The sequence below is a fragment of the Duganella sp. AC917 genome (assembly GCF_979258245.1).
The window spans coordinates 2,354,432-2,371,626 of the sequence record NZ_OZ409848.1 but is presented as its reverse complement, the minus strand read 5'-3'; the positions used below and the strand labels follow the sequence as shown (position 1 = coordinate 2,371,626).

13 protein-coding genes are annotated in these 17,195 nt (G+C 63.3%); 7 read left to right on the top strand and 6 right to left on the bottom strand.

Going from position 1 to position 17,195, the window contains the following annotated elements; all coding sequences use genetic code 11:
- Nucleotides 1–10: 10 nt before the first annotated feature.
- Nucleotides 11–2,368, bottom strand: coding sequence for a penicillin-binding protein 1A (locus ACZ0BA_RS10225; RefSeq protein ID WP_463451170.1), 2,358 nt, complete (start codon nt 2,366–2,368; stop codon nt 11–13).
- Nucleotides 2,369–2,553: 185 nt separating this feature from the next.
- On the opposite strand from ACZ0BA_RS10225, the gene glpD reads away from it, so the two are divergent.
- Entirely contained in the window at nt 2,554–4,089 is a 1,536-nt protein-coding gene (glpD, locus tag ACZ0BA_RS10220) for a glycerol-3-phosphate dehydrogenase (protein ID WP_463451169.1), read from the top strand.
- A 17-nt stretch (nt 4,090–4,106) separates the two neighbouring features.
- On the opposite strand, the gene ACZ0BA_RS10215 is transcribed toward glpD, so the two are convergent.
- The 3 genes from ACZ0BA_RS10215 to ACZ0BA_RS10205 form a co-directional block, all read right to left on the bottom strand.
- On the bottom strand, nt 4,107–5,036 hold the full coding sequence (locus ACZ0BA_RS10215; protein WP_463451168.1) for a lipase secretion chaperone: 930 nt from the start codon (nt 5,034–5,036) through the stop codon (nt 4,107–4,109).
- 9 nt (nt 5,037–5,045) lie between these two features.
- Nucleotides 5,046–5,960, bottom strand: a complete 915-nt coding sequence (locus tag ACZ0BA_RS10210) for a lipase family alpha/beta hydrolase (protein WP_463451167.1) — start codon at nt 5,958–5,960, stop codon at nt 5,046–5,048.
- A 220-nt stretch (nt 5,961–6,180) separates the two neighbouring features.
- A complete protein-coding gene (locus ACZ0BA_RS10205; RefSeq protein ID WP_463451166.1) occupies nt 6,181–7,680 on the bottom strand; it encodes a peptide MFS transporter in 1,500 nt (499 codons plus the stop codon).
- A 267-nt stretch (nt 7,681–7,947) separates the two neighbouring features.
- Here ACZ0BA_RS10205 and ppnN point away from each other — a divergent pair, with 267 nt between their 5' ends.
- Nucleotides 7,948–9,318, top strand: a complete 1,371-nt coding sequence (ppnN, locus tag ACZ0BA_RS10200; protein WP_463451165.1) for a nucleotide 5'-monophosphate nucleosidase PpnN — start codon at nt 7,948–7,950, stop codon at nt 9,316–9,318.
- A gap of 101 nt (nt 9,319–9,419) precedes the next feature.
- Here the strand turns inward: ppnN and ACZ0BA_RS10195 are convergent, their stop codons facing one another.
- Together ACZ0BA_RS10195 and ACZ0BA_RS10190 are read right to left on the bottom strand one after the other, a co-directional pair.
- Nucleotides 9,420–11,294: a glycoside hydrolase family 15 protein gene (locus ACZ0BA_RS10195; RefSeq protein ID WP_463451164.1), complete on the bottom strand. Its 1,875-nt coding sequence runs from the start codon at nt 11,292–11,294 to the stop codon at nt 9,420–9,422.
- Entirely contained in the window at nt 11,294–12,091 is a 798-nt protein-coding gene (locus tag ACZ0BA_RS10190) for an SDR family oxidoreductase (RefSeq protein ID WP_463451163.1), read from the bottom strand. Before ACZ0BA_RS10190 ends, ACZ0BA_RS10195 begins: the two co-directional genes overlap by 1 nt.
- A gap of 260 nt (nt 12,092–12,351) precedes the next feature.
- Here ACZ0BA_RS10190 and ACZ0BA_RS10185 point away from each other — a divergent pair, with 260 nt between their 5' ends.
- Genes ACZ0BA_RS10185 through ACZ0BA_RS10165 form a run of 5 tightly spaced genes read left to right on the top strand, consistent with a single transcriptional unit; the run spans nt 12,352 to nt 17,151 of the window.
- Nucleotides 12,352–13,845 carry an AMP-binding protein gene (locus ACZ0BA_RS10185; RefSeq protein WP_463451162.1) on the top strand — a complete coding sequence of 498 codons (1,494 nt, stop codon included), beginning with the start codon at nt 12,352–12,354 and terminating at the stop codon, nt 13,843–13,845.
- A gap of 32 nt (nt 13,846–13,877) precedes the next feature.
- Nucleotides 13,878–14,135 (top strand): hypothetical protein, encoded by a 258-nt coding sequence (locus ACZ0BA_RS10180; protein ID WP_463451161.1) that lies wholly within the window; start codon nt 13,878–13,880, stop codon nt 14,133–14,135.
- Between the two features lie 26 nt (nt 14,136–14,161).
- Nucleotides 14,162–14,539, top strand: a complete 378-nt coding sequence (locus tag ACZ0BA_RS10175; RefSeq protein ID WP_463451160.1) for an ectoine synthase — start codon at nt 14,162–14,164, stop codon at nt 14,537–14,539.
- Between the two features lie 12 nt (nt 14,540–14,551).
- Nucleotides 14,552–16,354: an acyl-CoA dehydrogenase family protein gene (locus tag ACZ0BA_RS10170; RefSeq protein WP_463451159.1), complete on the top strand. Its 1,803-nt coding sequence runs from the start codon at nt 14,552–14,554 to the stop codon at nt 16,352–16,354.
- On the top strand, nt 16,354–17,151 hold the full coding sequence (locus ACZ0BA_RS10165) for a maleate cis-trans isomerase family protein (RefSeq protein WP_463451158.1): 798 nt from the start codon (nt 16,354–16,356) through the stop codon (nt 17,149–17,151). The genes ACZ0BA_RS10170 and ACZ0BA_RS10165 overlap by 1 nt, the downstream gene beginning before the upstream one ends.
- The last annotated feature ends 44 nt before the right edge of the window (nt 17,152–17,195 follow it).

The window sequence follows — 17,195 nt, the reverse complement described above, 5'->3', positions numbered from 1 at the left end:
GTTGGCTAGCTTATTGGCCGCGCGGCGGCGGCACCGGCGCGATGTTTTCCGCGCCGGTCGACATTGGCACGATGTTCTCGGCGCCCGGCGCGGTTTCCTCGATATCGAGCGTGGTGCGGGCCGCGTCGCCGGTGAACTCATCGTACAGCCACTCGCCGCCGACCTGCGTCATACCCGCCGGCACCGGGCGGTCCTGCGGCGGACGGCCCTTCATCGCCACCTTCATGTAGTCGATCCAGATCGGCAGCGCGACGGTAGCGCCAAACTCCTTGCCGCCCAACGATTTCGAATCGTCGTAACCCATCCAAGACACCGCCACGATGCCGCCGCCGTAACCGGCAAACCAGCCGTCGACCGCCTCGCTCGAGGTGCCGGTCTTGCCGGCCATGTCGTGGCGGCCCAGGCGCGCCACAGCGCCGCCGGTGCCGGTGCGTGTCACTTCGCGCATCATGCTGTCGGTGACGAAGGCGTTGCGCGGATCGATCACGCGGGCCTCGTCGGGCAGCGTGGTGCGCGGCTTGGTCTCGCTGATGATCTTGCCCTCGCCATCTACTATTTTGGCGATCAGATACGGCTCCACCGTGTAGCCGCCGTTGGCGAACACCGAGTAGGCGCCGGCCATCTGCGCCGGCGTGACCGAGCCGGTGCCCAGCGCCATGGTCAGATTCTTCGGATGCTTGGCCAGGTCGAAACCGAACTTGCCCAAGTAGTTGTGCGCGTAAGGCACGGTGATCGAACGCAGGATGCGCACCGACACCACGTTCTTGGATTCGGCCAGCGCGTAGCGCATGGTGATTGGACCGTCGAACTTGCCGTCGTCGTTGCGCGGGCTCCATGGCTCATTGCCCGTTTCGGCGCTGGTCAGGTCGAGCGGCGCGTCGTTGAGCAGCGTCGCCGGCGAGAAGCCTTTTTCCAGCGAGGCCGAATAGACGAAAGGCTTGATCGCGGAACCAGGCTGGCGCCAGGCTTGAGTGACGTGGTTGAACTTCTGCAAGTTGTAATCGAAGCCGCCGACCAGCGCGTGGTAGCCGCCGCTGACGGCGTCGATGGACACGAAGGCCGCCGCCACCAGCGGCACCTGCGAGATCGACCAGGCTTCCTTATTGCCCTGCATGATGCGGATCACCGCGCCGGGACGCAGACGCACGGCGTCCTTGGCCTTGTCGGTCAGGGCGCCGGCGGCCAGGCGCAGGCCGTCGCCGGTGATGGTGATCTCTTCGCCTGCGGGGTTCTGCACCTTGACCGCCTTCGGACCGGCTTCCAGCACCACGGCCGGAATCAGGCGATCGCTGCTCGGGCGCTTCTGCAGCGCTTCCTCGATGGCGTCGTCGCGCTCTTCCTCGTCCGCCGGCAGCGTGATGAAGGCCTCCGGGCCGCGATAGCCATGGCGCTGGTCGTAATTGAGCACATTGCGGCGCACCGATTCGTAGGCCGCGTCCTGGTCCGCCTTGAGGATGGTGGTGTAGACGCTGATGCCCTTGGTGTAAGAATCCTCCTTGAATTGGGCGTAGACGGTCTGGCGCGCCAGTTCGGCCACGTACTCGGCGTGGGTGTCGAACTGCTGGCCGCGACTGCTCACGCGCAAAGTCTGGTGCAGCGCCTTCTGATACTGGTCTTCGGTGATGTAATCGAGGTCGCGCATCGACTTGAGCACCACGCGCTGGCGTTGTTTGGCGCGTTTTGGATTGACCGCCGGGTTGTGGCGGGCCGGATTTTGCGGCAGGCCGGCCAGCATTGCCATTTCGGCGACATCGAGCTCCTTGAGCGACTTGCCGAAGTAGGTCTGCGCCGCGCTGCCGAAGCCAAACGAGCGCTGACCCAGATAGATCTGGTTCATGTACAGCTCCAGAATCTCGTCCTTGCTCAGCGCCGCCTCGATTTTCATGGCCAGCATGACTTCATTGAGCTTGCGGCCGTAGAATTTATCGCGGGTCAGGAAGAAATTGCGCGCCACCTGCATGGTGATGGTGGAGCCGCCCTGGCGGCGCGATCCGCCGCCCAGGTTGGCGCGCGCGGCGCCCAGCGCGCGGCGCCAGTCGATGCCATTATGTTCATAAAAACGCTTGTCCTCGATGGCCAGCACCGCTTTCTTCATCAGCTCCGGCACTTCCTTGATCGGCACGAAGTCGCGGTGTTCCTCGCCGAATTCGCCGATCAGGGCATTGTCGGCGGTGTAGACGCGCAGCGGGATCTTGGGCCGGTAGTCGGTCACGGCGTCGAGCGCGGGCAGTTTCGGGGCGACGAACAGCAGCAGGTAGGCCAGCAGCAGGCCGCCGGCGACAAGCGCGACGACGCCGGTCACGATAAAGCCGCGAATGGCGTTACGGCGGTTCATCCATTTGGGTAGTGCGATAGGGGAAGCGGTCAAAGCTCGATCTCATGGTGGTAACGGTTGGGCCGATTATAGACCATCAAAATTTGCGCTCTCTTAAACGGAACGTGGCTTTTTGGGGCGGATTGGGTGCCGGCCCCTATGAGGAAAGGCAAATTTCACGTAACGTAGAGTAACTTGTACAGTAATCTGGTTATTTTGGCTATACAGCCGGGGAAGACATGGCGGAACCGCAGCACACACTCGATTGCGATGTCCTGATAGTGGGCGGCGGCATCAATGGCGCCGGCATCGCGCGCGACGCGGCGGGGCGCGGGCTGTCGGTGGTCTTGTGCGAGAAGGACGACCTGGCGTCGCATACGTCGTCGGCGTCCACCAAGCTGATACACGGTGGCCTGCGTTATCTGGAATACTACGAATTCAACCTGGTACGCAAGGCGCTGATCGAGCGCGAAACGCTGCTGCGCGCCGCGCCGCACATCATGTGGCCGATGCGCTTCGTGATGCCGCACGCGAAAGGGCAGCGCCCCGCGCTGCTGATCCGGGCCGGCTTGATGCTCTACGATCTGCTGGCCAAGCGCGAGCTGCTGCCCGCGTCGTCCGGCGTCAACCTGCGCTGCCACGCGGCCGGCAAGCCGCTCAAACCGGAGTTCCAGCGCGGCTTTATCTACTCGGACGGCTGGGTCGACGACGCCCGGCTGGTGGTGCTGAACGCCATCGACGCCGGCGAGAAGGGCGCCACCATCCTGACGCAGGCGGTCTGCAATGCGCTGGTACGCAAGGCGGCCGGCTGGGAAGCGACCCTGTACAAGCCCAGTTGCGGCAATATCCGCGTCAACGCCCGCTACGTGGTCAACGCCGCCGGCCCCTGGACCGCCGATTTGCTGCACGCGGCGCTGCCCAAGGAGGGCGGCGGCCACCTGCGCCTGATCAAGGGCAGCCATATCGTCGTCAAGCGCATCTTCGAGCATGACAACGCCTATATTTTCCAGCACCCGGACGGGCGCATCGTCTTCGCCATTCCGTACGAGCGCGATTTCACGCTGATCGGCACCACCGACCTCGATTACCAGGGCGACGCCAACCAGGTCGCCATCGGCGAGGACGAAATCGCCTACCTTTGCCAGTTGGCGAGCCAGTATTTCGTCCAGCCTATCGTGCCGGCGGATGTGGTGTGGACCTATTCGGGCGTGCGGCCGCTGGTCGAGGATGGCGCCGACGCCAAGGCCGTGACGCGCGATTACCGGCTGGAGGTCGACAGCGACGGCCCGCCCATGCTCAGTGTTTTCGGCGGTAAGATCACCACCTTCCGCAAGCTGGCCGAGGAGGCGGTCGATCTGATCGGCAAGTCGCTGGACAACCGCCACGGCGCATGGACGCACAATGCCTGCCTGCCGGGCGGGGATATATACGGCGCCGAGCCGCAGAACAAATCGGTGCTGCAGTTCGACGCGTGGGTGCGCACCATGCAGGCGCGCTACGCGTGGCTGCCGCCGCTGCTGGTGCTGCGCTATGCGCGGGCGTATGGCACGCGGATTCATACGCTGCTGTGCGATCGCACCGATGTGGAGGACATGGGCGAGCAGATCGCGCCGGGGTTGTTTGCGACGGAGGTGGAATATCTGCGCCGCTATGAGTGGGCGCGCACCGCGCAGGATATTCTCTGGCGGCGCTCCAAGCTTGGTTTGCATCTGCCGGCGGATACCGCCGACAGGTTGCAGGCCTGGTTGAACGCCAATCCGATGCAGCGTACCTGATCCGCATGAACGCTCGCTTATTCGTAGGCGCCTAGTCGGCGTTGCTCCTCTGGCGTGAAACTGCTGTCGCGCAGCTGTTGTAGTGCGGCGTCTTTCTGTTGTGCGGGTTGCGCCATCAATGTCGCGCGCTGGTTCAGGTAGGCGCCGATGCGCGCTTTCCACGCCGCCTCGTCGCGGTCGACGTCGGCCAGGCGGGCCGCCGCCTCGGGCGAGAACGTCGCCGCGCGCAGGCTGTAGACTTCATTGTCGCCGGCGCCGCCGGCCCGCAGCCGCGCCACCGATTCCTCCAGCCGGATGATTTTGGCCGGGGCCTCGCGCTCCTCGCGTAGCGCCGCAGGCATGCGCCGGTCCAGCTCCGCCACCTTTGCCCGTTTCTGCTCCGCGCTCAAGGTCTTGTCGTTGTCCACCTCGAGCCGCGCCACCGCGTCGTCGTCCGCCATATCGGTGGCGCCGAACAGGCCCGCGCTTTGCGCCGGCGTGAAATACGTCGAACGCAAGGCGCGCATCGCCAGCAGCCGCGCGCGCGCCGACTGCGCGACGTCGCCGGACGGCGCCAGCTGCGAGTCGACGCCCGCCAGCGCCTGTTTATAGGCCAGGTAACTTGACAGCAGCTGTTTGGCCTGCCGCGCCGGTCCCGGCTTGAGGCGCCGATCGAGCTCCCGTTCGATCTCCGTCCGGATCGCGTCCAGATCCTTCTCGCCCAGCCCGGCCAGGTAGTAGTCGAACAAATGCCCGAGCTCCGCGTCGACCACCAGCTGGTCGCCTTCCAGCGTTTTGATGTCGCCGTCCGGGCGCGTGCCTTGCATCGACGGCACGAACGCGAAGAGACCGGAACCCGGCTCGCGAACCTGCGCCGGTGGAGACGGCGGCTCGTCCCGGCTGAAATACAGCGCGCAGCCGGCCAGCAGCAGCGCGGCGACTCCGGCCCTCTTCACGTTCGCATGCATGCCGCGCTCCTAGAGGCCCAGTCCCTGCAGGCGGTTGGCCTGCTGGCGGAACACCGTCACCGGGCTGGTTTCAAACAGGCTGACAAGGCCGGCCGTCTGATTGACCTCGTCGAGATGGTTCATCGCGTAGTCGTCGCGGATCACGCGGCCAAGATGGCTGGAGCAGCTGCCGACCAGGCCATCGTTCTTCTCGCCGTTGAACGCCAGCGCCGTCAGCGCGAGCGGCGCGTCGAGCGGGTCGAGCACATTGGTGATCTGCTTGCCGCCGCTCCAGGAGAAGTAGTAGACGCCGCGCGCCTGGTAGGCGCCTTCGCCGCAGGCCGACAGTGGCACGCCCTCCGGATGGCGGCTGTTGAACGCCAGCGACCCTGCGGTGGTGAGCGACATCATGGCCTCCCTGGCGTCCTGCGGCCGGCCGGTGTTGCCCGATACGATGCTCATCAGATTTGCGACCGCACCCAGCACCACGGTGCTGGCGCCGGGGGCGTTGTCCATCAAGATATCGGCCACTTTCGAACCCTTGTTCACGCCGCCCACGCTGGTGACCGAGGCCACCAAATCCGGCCTGACCGAGGCGACATAGCGCGCGGTCGGGCCGCCGTGGCTATGGCCGATCAGGTTGACCTTGGCCGCGCCGGTTACCGCCAGAATTTGCTTGACCTGGGTGAGCATCTGTTCACCACGCACTTCGGTGCTGTTGGCCGCCGATACGGTCGTCACGTACACCTTGGCGCCACCGCTGCGAAGGCCGGAGGTGATGCCGTAGAAGTACTCAAGCGGCCCGATGCTTTCGAAGCCCAAAAAGCCGTGCACCATGACGATCGGGTACTTGGTTTGGGTGTAACCGGCCGCCCAGGACGGCAAGGGCAGGGCGGTGATGGCGATGAGCGTGCCTGCAACATATTTCCAGAAGCGATTCTTCATTTTGTCTCCGTTAGTTATTTTTTAGGAAATGAGAAGCTGGGAAGTCGCCGGCGCCTGGATCGAAAACAAAGCAAGCGCTCGGTAATCGAATGTAGCACCGTTAGTCGAGGAAAGCATGACGCGCTGCAATAACGTGGTGAAAACGCTCAAGACAAAAAAAAATGCCGCCCGGTGTTACCCGGGCGGCATCTGCATGCGTGCTGCGTGCGCGGCGGACGGCTTATTTCACGCCGTGCATCAGCTTTTGAATCAGTGGCGCGATGAGGAACAGCAGCACACCGCCGGCCATCAGCGAATAGAAGCCGAAGGTGTAGCCAGACAGCGCCGACGTCACCGACATGCCGCTCTCGCCGGACACCGCCGACGCGAAGATGCCCGACAGGTTGTTGCCGATGCCGGTCGACAGGAACCAGCCGCCCATGCCCAAGCCGACCAGGCGCGTAGGCGCCAGCTTGGTCACCATCGACAGGCCGATCGGCGACAGGCACAGTTCACCGATCGATTGCAGCACGTAGACCATGAACAGGGTCCAGAAAGGGATCTTGTTGTCGATATCGACCAGCATCGACAGCGCGTACATCAGCAGGCCGAAGGCGGCGCCGTTGAACAGCAGGCCCAGTCCGAACTTGCGCGGAATCGATGGATTCTTGTTGCGCATCGCGACCCAGATAAAGGCGATCAGCGGCGCGAAGGTGATGATCGCCAGCGAGTTCACGGTCTGGAACCACGCCACCGGGAAGATCCAGTTGAACATTTCGCGGTCGACGATTTTCTCGGCCAGGAAGGTGAACGAGCTGCCAGCCTGCTCGAAGAACATCCAGAACATGATATTGAAGAAGAAGATCAGCAGCATGGCGATGACGCGGTCGCGCGCAACCTTGCCGTTCTTGATCCCTTCGATCAGCAGCATCACCGCCAGCAGGATGAACAGCACCGACAGCACCGCCTGCAGGCTTTTGGCGCCGGCGGCGAGCAGCAGGTAGACCACCGGGATCACGCACAGCGAGCCGACGATCACGTACAGCAGGCGTTTCGGATCGCCGGTTTGCGCATCCGGGGCGCCGATGCCCTGCAGGTTGCGGCGGCCGATGAAGAACCACACCAGGCTAATCAACATGCCGACGCCGGCCGACATGAACACCACTTTGTAAGCGGGCATGCCGTTGGTGCCGAAGATCGCGGTGGCCAGCCACTCGGTGAGCACCGGGGCGACCATCGCGCCGGAATTGATACCCATGTAGAAAATCGTGAAGCCAGAATCGCGGCGGCTGTCGCCGGTGGAGTACAGCTTGCCGACCATGGTCGAGATGTTCGGCTTGAACATGCCGTTACCGACGATGATGGTGGCCAGGCCAAGCTTGAACACCGTCTGGTCGGGGAAGGCGATCATGAACAGGCCGGCCGCCATGAAGGCTGCGCCGACCAGGATCGATCGCTGGTATCCCAGCACCCGGTCGGCGACATAGCCGCCGAACAGCGCGGCCGCGTAGACCAGCGCGAGGTAGGAGCCGTAGACCAGATTGGCGGCCGATTCGCCGGACGAATCGCCGTTATAGAATTGTGCGACGACGTAGAGCACGAGCGCCCAACGGATGCCGTAGAAAGCGAAACGCTCCCAGAATTCGGTCATGAACAACATCCAGAGCGGGGCGGGGTGGCCCATGATCTGTTTGAACTCGGGAATAGCGACTTCCTGGTTGGTGGTGGTAGCACCGCTCATGCGGCTTCTCCTAATTTATGATCGACGAAAAGTGTCTCCAGCTCCCTCGTGGGGGGCCAAATTGGGCGCCATTTTAATCTACAAATGCGACGTGACGCACTTTTTGGAGCAATCGCTGCAAGATTGTGTCATTTGTGATAATAAAACCGGAATCGGCGCAGAAAAATTGCAGCGCACAATCTCCGGACCCAAAGTGCGCCGAGTTGTCGTATATTGGCATTGCAGGCCTACTACGTGACATCGAATCTGAATAAGGATTTACGCAACATGGAACATGACGTTATCGATACATTGATTTCGCCCGAGGGACAGCTGGAGATTCTCTCGAAGGCGGAAGTGAACAAGCTGCTCGACACCAGCCAGGGCGGCCTATATAACGTCTTTCGCAATTGCGCACTCGCTGTGCTCAACTGCGGCAGCACCATCGACGACGGCAAGGAGCTGCTCGAGCGTTACGAGTCCTTCTCGATCAGCATCGTGCAGCGCGAGCGCGGCATCAAGCTCGATATCAAGGGCGCCCCGGCGATCGCTTTCGTCGACGGCAAAATGATCAAGGGCATCCACGAACACCTGTTCGCGGTGCTGCGCGATATCGTCTTCGTCAGCAAAGAGGTCACCGATACGCAGAAGTTCGACATGAGCCGCACAGAGGACATCACCGACGCGGTCTTCCATATCCTGCGCAACGCCGGCGTGCTCAAGTCGATGCTCAATCCGAACCTGGTGGTGTGCTGGGGCGGACACTCGATCAACCGCGCCGAGTATAACTACTCGAAGGAAGTGGGCTACCAAATGGGCCTGCGCGGTCTGGACATCTGCACCGGCTGCGGCCCTGGCGCGATGAAAGGGCCGATGAAGGGCGCCACCATCGGCCACGCCAAACAGCGTCTGGCCCATGGCCGCTACCTGGGCATCACGGAGCCGGGCATCATCGCCGCCGAATCGCCGAACCCGATCGTCAACGAACTGGTGATCATGCCGGATATCGAAAAGCGGCTGGAAGCGTTCGTGCGCACCGGTCATGGCATCGTGGTGTTCCCTGGCGGCGCCGGCACCGCCGAGGAGATCCTCTACATCCTGGGTATCTTGCTGCATCCGGATAACGCGGAGATTCCGTTCCCGCTGGTGTTCACCGGGCCGGAGACGTCGCGCGAGTACTTCGTGCAGATCAACCAGTTCATCCTCGACACCTTGGGGCCGGAAGCGCAGCAGCGCTACAAGATCATCATCGACGATCCGGAACTGGTGGCGCGCGAGATGCAGGCTGGGATCAAGCAGGTGCGCGAGTTCCGCAAGAGCCGCAGCGATGCTTATTACTACAACTGGGGCCTGAAGATCGACCGCGAGTTCCAGAAGCCGTTCGCGCCGACGCACGAGAACATGCGCAATTTGAGTCTGCACAAGAACCAGGAAGTGCATTTGCTGGCGGCGAACCTGCGCCGGGCGTTTTCCGGTGTGGTGGCGGGTAACGTCAAGGACGAGGGCATCCGCGCTATCGAAAAGTTCGGCCACTTCGAGATCCACGGCGACAAGGAGATCATGGGGCCGATGGATGCGCTGCTGGCGTCGTTCGTCGAGCAGAGCAGGATGAAGTTGGCGGGCAAGGCGTACACGCCTTGCTATCGGGTGATCCAGTAACCTTCGACTACGCCATGCATGCGCCCCAGGCGGCTTGTGGCGGATTACGCGCTTTGCGCTAATCCGCCCTACGTGCCTCCGGGATTTGTCCCGGCCAACGATTAGGCCGGCCAGTCCCGCTGGCCGCGTCCTTCCATCTCGCGATCGATGTAAAAAGCTGCGCTGACCAGGGCCAGATGCGTGAACCCTTGCGGGAAGTTGCCGATCAACTTCGCACGTTCGTCGAACTCCTCCGCGTACAACTGCAAGTGGTTCGAATACCGCAGCAGCTTTTCGAAGATCATCCGCGCTTCGTCCATCCGTCCGGCGCGCGCCAGGCACTCCACATACCAGAACGAACACGCCGAGAACGCGCCTTCCTTGCCCGGCAAGCCGTCGTCACGCTTGTAGCGGAACACCATGCCGTCGTCGGTGAGCCGGGTGCCGATGGCGTCCAGGGTGGCCAGCCAGCGTGGATCGGTGGCGCCGACAAAGCGCACCAGCGGCATCAATAGCAGCGACGCGTCGAGCTCCTTGCCGCCGCGCTCCTCGACGAAATGTCCCAGCTTCTCGTTCCAGAAATTGGCCCAGATATCGTCGTGGATGGCGTTGCGCACCTTGATCCAGCGCGTGAACGGCGCGGCCAGCGAGCGTTTGCTGGCGAGCCGGATCGCCCGGTCGATCGCCACCCAGCACATCAAGCGTGAATGCAGGTGATGACTTGGCGGGCCGCGCACCTCCCAAATTCCCGCGTCGGCCTCGTTCCAGTGCCGGCACACGTAGTCGATAACCCGGCACACGCCCACCCAGCGGTCGTGCGAGATCGCCTCGCCGTACTTGTTACTCAGGTAGATCGAGTCCATCAACTCGCCGTAGATGTCGAGCTGCAGCTGCGTGACGGCGTCGTTGCCGATGCGGACCGGCGCCGCGCCGCCGTAGCCGCCCAGGTGCTCCAGCGTGGTCTCGGGCGAAATCGCGCCGCCGTCGAGCGCATACATCACCTGCATCTTGCCGCCCTGGCTGGAGTGCAGCGCGCGGTCCCCAAGCCAGCGGTAGAAGTCCTTGGCCTCGTTGTGATAGCCAAGCCGCATCAGCGCGTAGATCGAGAACGACGAGTCGCGTATCCACGCCGCGCGGTAGTCCCAGTTGCGGATGCCACCACGCGCCTCGGGCAGGGCGAAGGTCCCGGCCGCGGCGATCGAGCCGTGCCGGCGCGAAGTCAGCAGCTTGAGCACCAGCGCGGAGCGGGTGACCGCGTCGCGCCAGCGGCCCTTGTAGGTGGATTGCCCGGCCCAGGCGCGCCAGCGGGCGATGGTGGCGTCGATCTGCTGGCCAATGGTGTGGGCGTCGACCAGTTCTTCGTGCGGCTCGTCGAGCATGAAGGTCACGCTCTGGCCCGCGCGCAGCGTGACGCTGGCGGTCACTTCGCCTTCGCCCTTGACGAAATCGGCGTCGCCGCTCAGGCGCAGCGAGGGATTGCCTTTGCCGGAAAAGATCGCGCTGCCTTTCTTGATCGCGACGGCAGGCACCACCCGCGCGTAGTCGTAGCGCGGCGCGCAGCGCAGGCTGATCGTCGCCTTGCCACGGGTGACCGTCACGCGCCGCACCAGCCGGGCAGGGGACTCGCCGGCATCGTCGGTATCGATCATCAGGTCGGTGATTTCGGCGCTGGCGTCGCTGCCCATCCAGCGTGTCAGCAGCACGTTGGTGTCGGGCATATACATCTGCACGACGCGGGGATCGTCGATTTGCGGCGACAGCTCGAATACGCCGCCCTTGGCCGCGTCCAGCAAACCGGCGAAGATGCTCGGGCTGTCGAGATTGGGCCAGCACATATAGTCGATGGCGCCGTCGCACGCCACCAGCGCTATGGTGGCGAGGTTGCCGATCACGCCATGGTCGGCGATGTCGCGTTCCGCGCGCTCCGCGTCTTTCACGGGCGCTTTTTGCCTGGTTGGGGTTTTGGCGGTGGTCCTGGCCTTGACGGCGGCGGCCATCAGCCGTTGTCCTCGAAGCCCGGATACAGCGACATGCCGCCGTCGATGAACAGCGTGCTGCCGACCACGTAGTCCGCCAGGTCGGACGCCAGGAACAGCGCCGCGTTGGCGACATCCTCCGGCTTGCCCACTCGGCCATACGGGATCAGTTTAAGCAGCTCGGGGGTGCCGCCGTCGCCGGTCGCTTCGGCGTTGATCGGGGTCTTGATGGCGCCCGGCGCGATGGCGTTGATACGGATCTTCTCGGGCGCGACTTCCTGCGCCATGGTTTCCATCAGCAGGTGCACGCCGCCCTTGGACGCCGCGTAATTGACATGGCCGGCCCACGGAATGCGCTGATGGACTGAGCTCATGCAGATGATTTTGCCGAGCGCGCGCGAGACGTCGCGTTGGCCCTGTTTGCGGAACAGGCGCACGGCTTCGCGCATGCACAGGAACTGGCCGGTCAAATTGGTTTTCAGCACGCCTTCCCACTGGGCCAGGGTCATGTCGGCGCTGGGGGCGTCGTCCTGGCGGCCGGAGTTGGCCATGACGATGTCGACGGCGCCGAAGCGCCTGACGGCCGCGTCGAACAGGGCCAGCACGTCCGGCTCTTCGCCGACGTCGGCCTGGACCGCGATGGCCTGTCCGCCGTCGGCGGCAATCAGCGCGACTACTTCGTCCGCCTGGTCCGGGTGGCTGTGGTAGTTGACCACGACGTTGGCGCCGGCCTTGGCGAAGGCCAGCGCAATGCCGCGACCGAGTCCTGAGTTGGCGCCGGTGACGATGGCGGTCTGATTTTGCAGCGATAGGTGCATGACGGGACTCCTTGCGATGGAATAGTCCTATTCTAGGTCTGCAACGGAATTTCCGCTGGGAGCCTTTCAATTCATAACGCGCCGACCGTACGCTGCACGACAAATGCGGCTGGGTCGCGCTCAGCGACTAGCCGCAAATCGCCGCTGGGAAGTTGCGATAAATCAAACAATCTTTTAATAAATATATATTTATTAACGTTAGTGAAATGATATTGCGTGCTAGTATTTGCATGTACCTACATTTACTTGGCCCGGAACCCATGAAACTACCTCGTTTATTAGCAGCCGTGGAAGCAAGAGCGCACAGTGCGTCGCCAGCGATCCTGGATCGCGACCGCGTGTGGTCCTATCGTGAGCTGGTGGCGCTGGCGGAGGACTTCGGCCGCCACATCGCGCTCCAGGACTTGCCCCCTGGGTGCCGGGTGGCGGCCGTGGCCCGCAATAGCGCGGAAACCATCGCGCTGATGCTGGCGCTGGGAAAGCACGGCCACACCGTCCTGGCGATCTCGCCCGGCATGGGCGCGGACCTGCGCAAAATCCTGTACGACGAGAACGCCATCTTCTGCGAACTCGGCGCAGGGCTGTCGGACGACCGCGCGCTGGTGGAGCGCGCGCCGTATGCCAATGGCGCCTTCCTGGCCGAGCCCGGCGTCCAGCCGGCCCAGGATTGCCCGCTGATGTTGACCACGTCGGGGTCGACCGGCATTCCAAAAGTCGTCGCCTTGTCGGCTGCCGGCATCGACGCCTTCATCGACTGGTCGTCGCGCTATTTCAGCATCGGCGACCGGACCAGGGTATTGAACTATTCGCCGCTCAACTTCGACCTGACCTTGCTGGAAGTGTGGACGCCGCTTGCCGTCGGTGGATGCGCGATCGTCTGCAACCCGAACAAGACCGCCGATGCCCACTATCTGGCAGCCCTGATCGATAGCGCGCAACCGCACATCGTCCAAGCGGTGCCGATGTTTTTCGGCTTGCTGAGCCTGGGACGGGCGTCGCGGCAGAGCGCTGTGCCGCCGTTCGCGCCCGCCGACATTATCTTGACCGGCGATAGCGTGCCGCTGCACACCAGAAAAGAGCTGGCGGCCGCGTACCCGGACGCGTGCTTCCACAACATCTACGGCTGCACTGAGACCAATGACAGCTTTGCCTATACCTGCAGCGCGGCGGAGGTGGCGTCGATCGACACGCTGCCGATCGGCTTTCCGATCGATGGCACGGCTTATCGCGTGGTGGGCGCGGATGGCCTCGACCTGGCCGGCGCGGGCGAGGGCTTGCTGCATGTATCGACGCCGTTTCTATCGCACGGCTACACCCGGTCCGCGCTGAATGACGGGGTGTTCTACCGGCGGGCCGACCAGCACGGCAGCTTGCGCTACTACGTCACGGGCGACCGGGTGCGGCGCGAAGCGGATGGAAGCCTGTATCTGCGGGGGCGCGACGATTTTGTCGTCAAAGTGCGCGGCGTCAGAACCAACCTGCAGGACATCGAGCGCGTCATCCTCGATTACCCGCATGTCAGGAATGCCATCGTCCTCGGCAAACCGCATGAGATGTATGGAAGTGTGCTGGTCGCGGTGATCGAGACCGAGGACAGCCTGCCGATCGACGTGTTCAGGTTGCGGACCTACTGTGCAGAAAACCTCCCCAGAACCTCTATTCCGACCCGGTTTCAGATTGTGGACCGCCCCTTGCCGACCACGTCGACAGGGAAGCCGGACCGGAAAAAAGTGGCAGTCAGTTTGGAAATCTAGTTTAACCACTACAACAGAAACGGAGCATCACCATGCCGCACACGCAAAAAATCAGGTCTTTCATCGCCAATGAACTCGCCCCTGATTCGGGGATCGAGGATATTCCGCTCGACTACGAAATCATCACCTCCGGCCTGGTCGACAGCCTGGCGCTGGTGCGGCTCGTGGCGTGGATCGAATCGGAATTTCAACTGTCACTGGGCGACATGAATATATCGCCGGCCGATTTCGGCTCCATCGAAAAGATCAACCGCTTCATCAACAACGCGTCGCGTCTGGCGCTGGCTTAATCGCTTAACCAACCCAAGGAGAAAACATGTTTATCCGCAAACGATCCGAAGTCAACGGCGTCAACTGGGGCAACGGCAGCAGCCATCGCCTGCTCACCAAGCACGACGACATGGGGTTTACCGTGTGCCACACCGTCGTCAAGGCCGGTACCGAATCGAAGCTGCAGTACCGTAACCATCTGGAAGCGTGCTATTGCATCGGCGGCAGCGGCCACGTCAAAACCGCCGACGGCAGCGAGACCTTCCACATCGAGCCGGGCACGATCTACGCGTTGAACCAGCACGATGCGCACTTCCTGGTCGCCAGCGAGGACGAGGATCTGGAACTGATCAGCGTGTTCAATCCACCGCTGACGGGCGACGAGGTCCACAAGCTCGACGGAAGCGGATTCTCCCAATATTGATGAGGGCACGACATGGAAGCGCTGAATAACAATCAAAGCAAGCCGCAGAACGTGTCCCCGGCTTTTTGCCACGACAAGTGGCGCAAGCTGGCCGCCACCGGGCTGTTTTCGGCAGCGGTGGAACAAGGTCGCAGCAAGCGCGACCGGGTGGTCGACACCATGCTGGCGCTGGAGCGCATTGGTGAGACCTGTGCAGACTCGGGCTTTAATTTTTCGGTCGCGACCCACCTGGCCAGCACCATCACCGCGCTGGACCAGTTCGGCTCCCCGGAGCTCAAGGCGCGCTACTTTCCGGGACTGGTCAAGGGCGACCTGATCGGCGCCCATGCCATCAGCGAGCCCGAGGCCGGCTCGGACGCGCTGAGCATGACGACCACCGCCCGGCTCGACGGCGACTGCTATGTGCTCAATGGCTACAAGGCATTCGTCACCAACGGTCCGATCGCCGACGTGGTGGTGGTGTACGCCAAGACCTCCGCCGCCGCCACGGCGGACTGCGTGTCCGCTTTTCTGGTGGAAACCAGCACCGCCGGCGTGACCATGGGGGCCGAGCTCACCAAGGTGGGCCTGAAAAACTCGCCGCTGTGCGAGCTGCGGCTAGACGAGTGCCGGGTGCCGGCCGCGCACATGATCGGGGAGAAGGGCGCCGGCTTTTTCGTGCTGACCCAGGTCATGCAGCGGGAAATCCTGTACTCGTTCGTCATCAACCTCGGCGAAATGAAGCGGCGCCTGGGCGAGTGCGTGCGTTACGCGCGCTCGCGTAAGCAGTTCGGCCAGCACATCGGCACGTTCCAGGCGGTGTCGAACAAGATCGCCGACATGAAGATCCGTTATGAACTCGGCCGCAGCTGGTTGTACCAGGTGGCCGAGCGCGTGGGCGCCAACAAGGATGTCACCAGCGAGATCGCGATTTCCAAGGTGTTCATCAGCGAAAGTTCGATCAGTACCGCGATCGACGCGCTGCACGTGCACGGCGGACGGGGATATATTGCCGAAAACGGCTTCGGCTCGGCCGTGTGCGACTCGCTGGCCAGCGCGGTCTATTCCGGCACCAACGATATCCAGCGCGGCCGGATCGCCGCCATGCTCGGTGTCGGCGCCAAGGTCAGGGAAAAGCCGGTGCGCGCCGCAGCCCCGCACGAGTTTCCGCCCAGCGCGATGTTCGACCACCAGCATCCGACGGTGCGGGACTATGTCGTCCGTGTGTTGGGCGTGGATGGCGCGGAAGCGCTCGGCGACAAGGCCAAGGCGGTCGCGCTCTACCACGCGGTGCGCGACGATATCTTTTACGAGGTGTTCGACACCGACATTAGCCGCGAAGGCCTGGCCGCCAGCGCCATCATCGCCGGCAAGCGCGGATTTTGCCTGCACAAGGCGATTTGCTTCGTGACCGTTTGCCGGGCGGCGGGCCTGTCGGCGCGTCTGCTGGCCGACAAGGTGAAAAACCACGTGACGACCAACGAGTTGAGCGCGCTCGTGGGGGGCCAGGAGTTTCTGCATTGGTTTGCGGAAGTCAGGGTCGACAACGTGTGGCTCAAGGTGTCGCCGACCTTCAACAAGCAGATGTGCAAGCTGTTCGGCATGCGGCCGCTGGACTTCGATGGCGAGTCGCACGCGGTCGACCAGCATTACGGCGGCGACGTGTTCATGGAGTACCTGGGCCAGCCGGTGCGCTTCGCCGATCCCGGCCACGACGAGCTGCTGGCGTTCATCGAAGCGCACCATCCGCGCATGATTACTGCCGATCGCATGGTGCCCAAGAAGTCGGCGTTCGGCGCCAACCGCACAATCATCAACCATCTGGAGGTGAATTAATGGAAGAACATTCGCGTTGGCGTCCGGACGGCTGGAGCGCACGGGGGCGCATCGGCATCGTGGTGCCGCACGCCGACGTCGGCCCGGAAGCCGAGTTTGGCGCCATGGCGCAAGGGACGGTGTCGATCCACGGCGCCCGGCTGAATTTTTTCGCGATGCGCGCCGGCGGCGAGATGGACGAAAAGCTGCCGCACGCGCCGATCGAGTCGTTCACGGCGCCGCCGTATATCGACGACACGGTCGAGTCGCTGGCGACTTCGCCGCTGCATGCGATCGGGCTGGCGTTCACCAGCTCGGCTTATGTGCACGGGCCGCACGCCGAAAGGGCGTTGATCAAGCGGCTCGAGCCCCGCACCCGCGCGATCCCGGTGGTGTCGACCTGCCTGGCCGCCGAGCGCGCGCTGCAGGCGCTCGATGTCAGGAAGATGGCGTTGGTCAATCCATCGTGGTTCGACGCCGACATCGACGGGCAGGGCGCCGACTACTTCACCCAGGCCGGCTACTCGGTGGTGCACCACGCGCCGTGCGGCCTGCCCAGCGGCCAGAAGTATGTGACGCCGCAGGCCATGTACGACTGGATCATCAGCGTGATCGCGAAGTCGCGCCCAAGCGCGGTGTTCGTCGGCGGCAACGGCCAGCGGGCGGTGGGCGTCATTGCCGCGATCGAGCGCGATACCGGCGTGGCGATGCTGACGGCAAACCAGGTGCTGTTCTGGAACGCGTTGAGGCTGAGCGGCGTTTCGGCCGATATCGCTGGTTACGGCCGGCTGTTCAAGCTCAACCGACGGAATGGATGAGCCACCGCAATCGGCGGTTGACATGCGCAGCGAAACAATTAAAA